At 77.5% G+C, this 5,229-nt stretch carries 4 protein-coding genes; 2 read left to right on the top strand and 2 right to left on the bottom strand.

Going from position 1 to position 5,229, the window contains the following annotated elements; translation table 11 throughout:
• The coding region (locus tag ABEB16_RS06815; RefSeq protein ID WP_345711504.1) for an aminodeoxychorismate/anthranilate synthase component II at window positions 1-592 on the top strand (592 nt) is incomplete at its 5' end.
• A gap of 132 nt (window positions 593-724) precedes the next feature.
• On the opposite strand, the gene ABEB16_RS06810 is transcribed toward ABEB16_RS06815, so the two are convergent.
• Both ABEB16_RS06810 and ABEB16_RS06805 read right to left on the bottom strand, forming a co-directional pair.
• Window positions 725-3,307, bottom strand: coding sequence for a polynucleotide kinase-phosphatase (locus tag ABEB16_RS06810; RefSeq protein ID WP_345711503.1), 2,583 nt, complete (start codon window positions 3,305-3,307; stop codon window positions 725-727).
• Complete coding sequence (locus ABEB16_RS06805) at window positions 3,304-4,728, bottom strand: 3' terminal RNA ribose 2'-O-methyltransferase Hen1 (RefSeq protein WP_345711502.1); 1,425 nt, start codon at window positions 4,726-4,728, stop codon at window positions 3,304-3,306. The genes ABEB16_RS06810 and ABEB16_RS06805 overlap by 4 nt, the downstream gene beginning before the upstream one ends.
• Before the next feature lie 108 nt (window positions 4,729-4,836).
• Here ABEB16_RS06805 and ABEB16_RS06800 point away from each other — a divergent pair.
• Window positions 4,837-5,229: SWIM zinc finger family protein (locus tag ABEB16_RS06800; RefSeq protein ID WP_345711501.1), on the top strand; the 393-nt coding region annotated here is incomplete at its 3' end.

The following is a 5,229-nucleotide window of genomic DNA, read 5'->3' as shown; positions in this document are numbered from 1 at the left end:
CGGGCAGGTGCTGGTGGTCGACGCCGAGGACACCTTCACGTCGATGCTCGCGCACGTCCTCACCGCCGGCGGGCTGCCCGCGCGGGTGCTGCGCTACGACGACCCGGGCCTCGACGCCGCGCTGGCCGCGCACCGCGGTCTCGTCGTCCTCGGCCCGGGCCCCGGCGACCCCGAGGACTCCGCCGACCCGCGGCTGGCGCGGTTGCAGGACCTCGCCGCGTCCCAGCTGGCGCAGGCCCGCGCCGGCGGCAACCCGCTGCTCGGGGTGTGCCTGGGGCACCAGATGATCTCCCGGACCCTCGGGTTGCCGCTGCGGCGCAAGGACGCCCCGTTCCAGGGCGCGCAGCTGGAGGTCGACGTGTTCGGCCACCGCGCCACCGTCGGGTTCTACAACTCCTTCACCGCGCGGGCGGACGAGGAGCGGCTGGCGCAGCTCGCCGCCGACGGGGTGGAGGTCTGCCGGGCACCGGGCGAGGAGGTGCTGGCGCTGCGCGGCCGGGGGTTCGCGGGCGTGCAGTTCCACCCCGAGTCGGTGCTGACGCTGGACGGGCCGGGCGTGCTGCGCAGCGTGGTGGCGCCGCTGCTGGGCTGAGCCCGTCGCCGCGCCCTTCTCCGGGTTCGGGCGGCGAGATGGGCCCGTCGCGGCGCCCTTCTCCGGGTTCGGGCGGCGGGAACCCCGCATCCGGGCGCCCGAACCCGGAGAAGGGCGCCGGGGGGCGCGCCGTCACAACCGCGGGTCCACCGGCTCGGACTCCAGCACCAGCACCGCCACGACGCACTCGTGCACCCGCCACAGCGGCTCGCGGGCCGCCAGCCGCTCCAGCGCCTCCAGCCCGAGGGCGTGCTCGCGCGCGGCCAGCGACCGCTTGCGGCCCAGGTTGCGCTCCCGCAGCCGCACCAGGTTGGCCGGTTCGGTGTAGTCGGGCCCGTACACCAGGCGCAGGTACTCCCGCCCGCGCACCTTCAGCCCGTGCTGCACCAGCCCATTTAGCCCGCGCACCACGTTCGCGGCGGGTTTGACCACCACGCCCTCGCCACCGGCGTCGGTCAGCGCGCGCCACCAGCGCACCCCGGCCGCGACGGAGGCCTCGTCGTCCACGTCGACGGCCAGGCGGGCGGTCGCGGCGAACACGCCCGGGTCGGCCGCCACCAGCCGGTCGGCGACCTCCAGGTGCCAGGCGTGCGGCCGCCCGGAGTACGTCGCCCCCTCGGTGGCCAGCAGCTGGAACGGCGCCAGGCGCACCCCCTGCACCCCGTCCACCTCCCAGCAGTAGCGCCGGTACGCGGCGCGGAAGGAGTCGGCGTTGCGCCGGCGGGAGCTGGTGCGCGCCAGCAGGTCCGCCACGTCGAGGCCGCGGCCGGCCACCTGCCCCAGCACGTCCGCCGCCGCGGCCAGCCCCGCCTCCGCCGCCGCGCCGGTGGCGGCGTACTGCTCCCGCAGCAGCTGCTGCGCCTTGGCGTTCCACGGCAGCAGCTCCGCGTCCAGCAGCAGCCAGCCCGTGCCCAGCTCCTCGAACAACCCGGCGCGCTCGGCCGCGGCCCGCACCCGCCCCAGCAGGGCCTCGGTGCGGGGCGCGTCGAAGAAGGAGCGGCCGGTGCGCGTCCAGACCGCGCCGAGCGCCCCGCCGGGCGCGCCGAAGCGGGCGGTGGCGGCGGCGAGGTCGCGGCAGACGAGCAGCACCGCGCGCGAGCCCATGTGCTTCTCCTCGCAGAGCACCTCGCGCACCCCGTCGGCGCGGTAGGCGGCGAACGCCTCGGCCGGGTGCTCCAGCAGGTCCTCCTCGGCCGAGGTCGCCACCGGGCTCGTCGTCGGCGGCAGGTACGCCAGCCAGCGCGGGTCCACCGCGAAACGGCTGACGACCTCCAGCGCCGCCGCGGCGTTCTCCTCCGGCACGGTGACGCGGCCGTGGGTTCCGGTCTCCACGACGCGCCGGCCCGTCACGTCGGTGAGGTCCAGCACGTCCGGGTCGCGCACCGCCGGGCTGGCCGCGGAAACCCCCGGCGTCGCTCCGGCCGCGGGGAACGGCCGCGCCGGCTGGTGGTGCACGGCCGTCGCGGGCACGTCCACCACCTCCCGCTCCGGCCAGCGCAGCGCGGTGAGCCGGCCGCCGAACACGCAGCCGGTGTCCAGGCACATCGTGCGGTTCACCCACTCCGGGGCGGGCGTCGGGGTGTGGCCGTAGAGCACGGTCGCCGCGCCGCGGTAGTCCCGCGCCCACGGGTAGCGCACCGGCAGCCCGAACTCGTCGCTCTCCCCCGTGGTGTCGCCGTACAGGCAGAACGCCCGCACCCGCTGCGAGGAGCGGTTGTGGTAGCGCTCGGGCAGCCCGGCGTGGCACACGACGAGGGCGCCGCCGTCCAGGACGAGGTGGGAGACGAGGCCGTCGAGGAACCCCACCACGTCGGTGCGGAACCGCTCGTCCTCCGCCCCGAGCTGCGCCAGGGACTCCGCCAAGCCGTGCGAGACCTGCACCTGCTGCCCGCGCAGCGCCCGCAGCAGCTTCGCCTCGTGGTTGCCGGGCACGACGAGCGCGTCGCCGTCGGCGGCCATCCCCATCACCAGCCGCAGCACGCCCGGGGTGTCCGGGCCGCGGTCGACGACGTCGCCGAGGAACACCGCCCGCCGCCCTCCCGGGTGCGCGGCCCCCACCGGGCGGCCGGACGCGTCGCGGCGCAGCACGTACCCCAGCCGCTGCAGCAGCGCCTGCAGCTCCTCGCGGCAGCCGTGCACGTCGCCCACGACGTCGAACGGCCCGCGCTCGTCGCGGCGGTCGGTGAACAGCGGCGTGCGCACCAGCCGGGCGGCGTCCACCTCCGCCGCCGAGCGCAGCACGGTGACGCTGCGGAAACCCTCCTTGGCGAGGCTGCGCATACCGCGGCGCAGCTGGTCGGACTGCCGCCTGAGCACACCGCGGCCGAACTGCCGGTCCGGGCGGGCGGCGTTGCGGGCGGCGCACTCCGCCTCCGGCACGTCGAGGACGACCGCCGCGGGCAGCACGTCGTGGGCGCGGGCCAGCGCGACCAGCTTGCGCCGCGCCTCCGGCTGCACGTGCGTGGCGTCCACCACGGTGAGCAGCCCGCGGTCCAGCCGCTTGCCCGCGACGGCGAACAGCAGCTCGAACGCGTCGGCCGTGGCGGACTGGTCGTTCTCGTCGCCGGAGACCATCGCGCGGAACGCGTCGCTGGAGAGCACCTCGTGCGGGCCGAACAGCCGCCGGGCGAACGTGGACTTCCCCGAACCGGAGATGCCGACGAGCGCGACGAGGCTCAGGGCCGGCACGGTGACGTCGACGGTCCGCTCGCTCACGCCGCACCCCCCGCGCCCGCGCCCGGCTCGCGCCGGGTGAACACCGCGACCTGGGTGGGGTGGCCGACCTCGGGGTCCTCCTGCCCCGCGCCGGTGAACGCGACCGCGTAACCGTGCTCCGCCGCGACGCGCCGCGCCCACCCGCGGAACTCCTGCCGCGTCCACTCGAACCGGTGGTCGGGGTGGCGGAACGCACCCGCCGGCAGCGAGGGGAACCGCGGGTTGTGGTCGGCGTTGGGGGTGGTGACGACGACGGTGCGCGGGGCGGCGAACTCGAACACCGACCGCTCCAGGGCCGGCAGCCGCTCCGGGTCGACGTGCTCGACGACCTCCACGAGCGCCGCGCCGTCCAGGCCGGCGAGGCGCTCGTCGCGGTACGTCAGGGACGTCTGCAGGATGCGCAGCCGCTCCCGCTGCCGCTCGGGCATGCGCTCCGGCCGCGACCGCCGCTCGACCCGCTGCAGCGCCCGGGCGGACACGTCGGCGGCCACCACCTCGGTGAACGCGCTGTCCGCCAGCAGGTCCGCGACGAGCGCGCCCTCCCCGCAGCCGAGGTCCGCGACCCGGCCCGCACCCGCCTCGCGCAGCAGCCGCCCCACCATGGACCGCCGCTCGGCGGCCAGCCCCGGGGCGCGGGCGGGCGCCTGCGCCGCGGGTTCGGCGGTGTCCTCGTCGAGCGCGCCCTCCGTGAGCCGCTCCAGCGCCGAGGTCGCCAGGGAACGCTGGTGGGCGAGGTAGCGGGCGGTGACGAGATCGCGCTCCGGGTGCGCCGCCAGCCAGCCGGAGCCCGCCCGCACCAGCTTGTCCACCTCCTGCGGGCCCACCCAGTAGTGCTTGGCGTCGTCGAGCACCGGCAGCAGCACGTACAGGTGGTTCAGGGCGTCGGCCAGCCGCAACCGGCCGTCCAGCCGCAGGTCGACGTACTCCGAGCCACCCCACGCCGGGACCTCGGGGTCCAGCGGCACGGGCACCGCGGTCACGTCCCAGCCCAGCGGGGCGAACACCCGCCGCGCCAGGTCGGCCCCGCCGCGGCAGGGCAGCACCGGCACGTGCACCTGCAGCGGCAGCGCCGACGCGGCCAGCTCCGGGCGGCCGGCGCAGCGCCCGGACAGCGCGGTGCGGAACACCTGCGCCAGCGCCACCGCCAGCAGGCTGGAGGCGGCGTAGGGCCGGTCGTTGACGTGCTGCTGCAGCGCGAAACCCTCACCGCCGCCGCGCGGGCCGCGCACCAGCGCCACCGGGTCCACCTCCAGCAGCAGCGCGGCGGTGCAGCGCTCGGCGGTGGCCTCCGGGTAGAGGACGTGGGCGGTGCCGCCCGCCAGCGCCGTGGATTGCGGCCGGTCGGGGTGCTTGTGCAGCAGGTGCCCGAGGTCGGTGGCCGGGGCGTCGGGGGTCCCGGTGGTGGAGACGGTGAGCAGCACCCCCCCACACCACCACACGACGTCGCCGCGGTGCGCCCCGTTTGGCCGCGGCGCCGGCACGGTCGCGGCGCAGGGTCCGTGTCCGCCCCGGGGGTTAGCGTCGCAGGCGTGTCGCAGCGGTGGAGCCCGGAGCAGGTGCTGGCCCTCGCCCCCGACGCCTCCTCCACCGCCGCGGCGCGCAAGCTCGCCGTGCCCGGGCCGTGGTCGGAGACGGGGGCGAGCGCCGCACCGCCCGGCGTGTGGGGGGTGTGCGCCGGTTCCGGCGCGCGCCCGTACCAGGCGGTCGTCGACCTCGCCGGTCCCGCCTACCGCTGCACCTGCCCCAGCCGGAAGTTCCCGTGCAAGCACGCCCTGGCGCTGCTGCTGCGCTGGGTGGCGGGCGAGGTGCCGCAGGCGGCCGAGCCCGCGGACTTCGCCGCCGCGTGGCTGGCCTCCCGCGCCGAGCGGGCCGAGCGGACGGCGGCGCAGGAGGAGCGGGAGCGCTCCGAGCGCACCGCGGTG

The organism is Kineococcus glutinatus (assembly GCF_039542765.1).
In the GTDB taxonomy this organism is placed as follows: Bacteria; Actinomycetota; Actinomycetes; order Actinomycetales; family Kineococcaceae; genus Kineococcus_A; species Kineococcus_A glutinatus.
The sequence above is the reverse complement of the archived record's forward strand: the minus strand, read 5'-3'. Positions and strand labels throughout refer to the sequence as shown.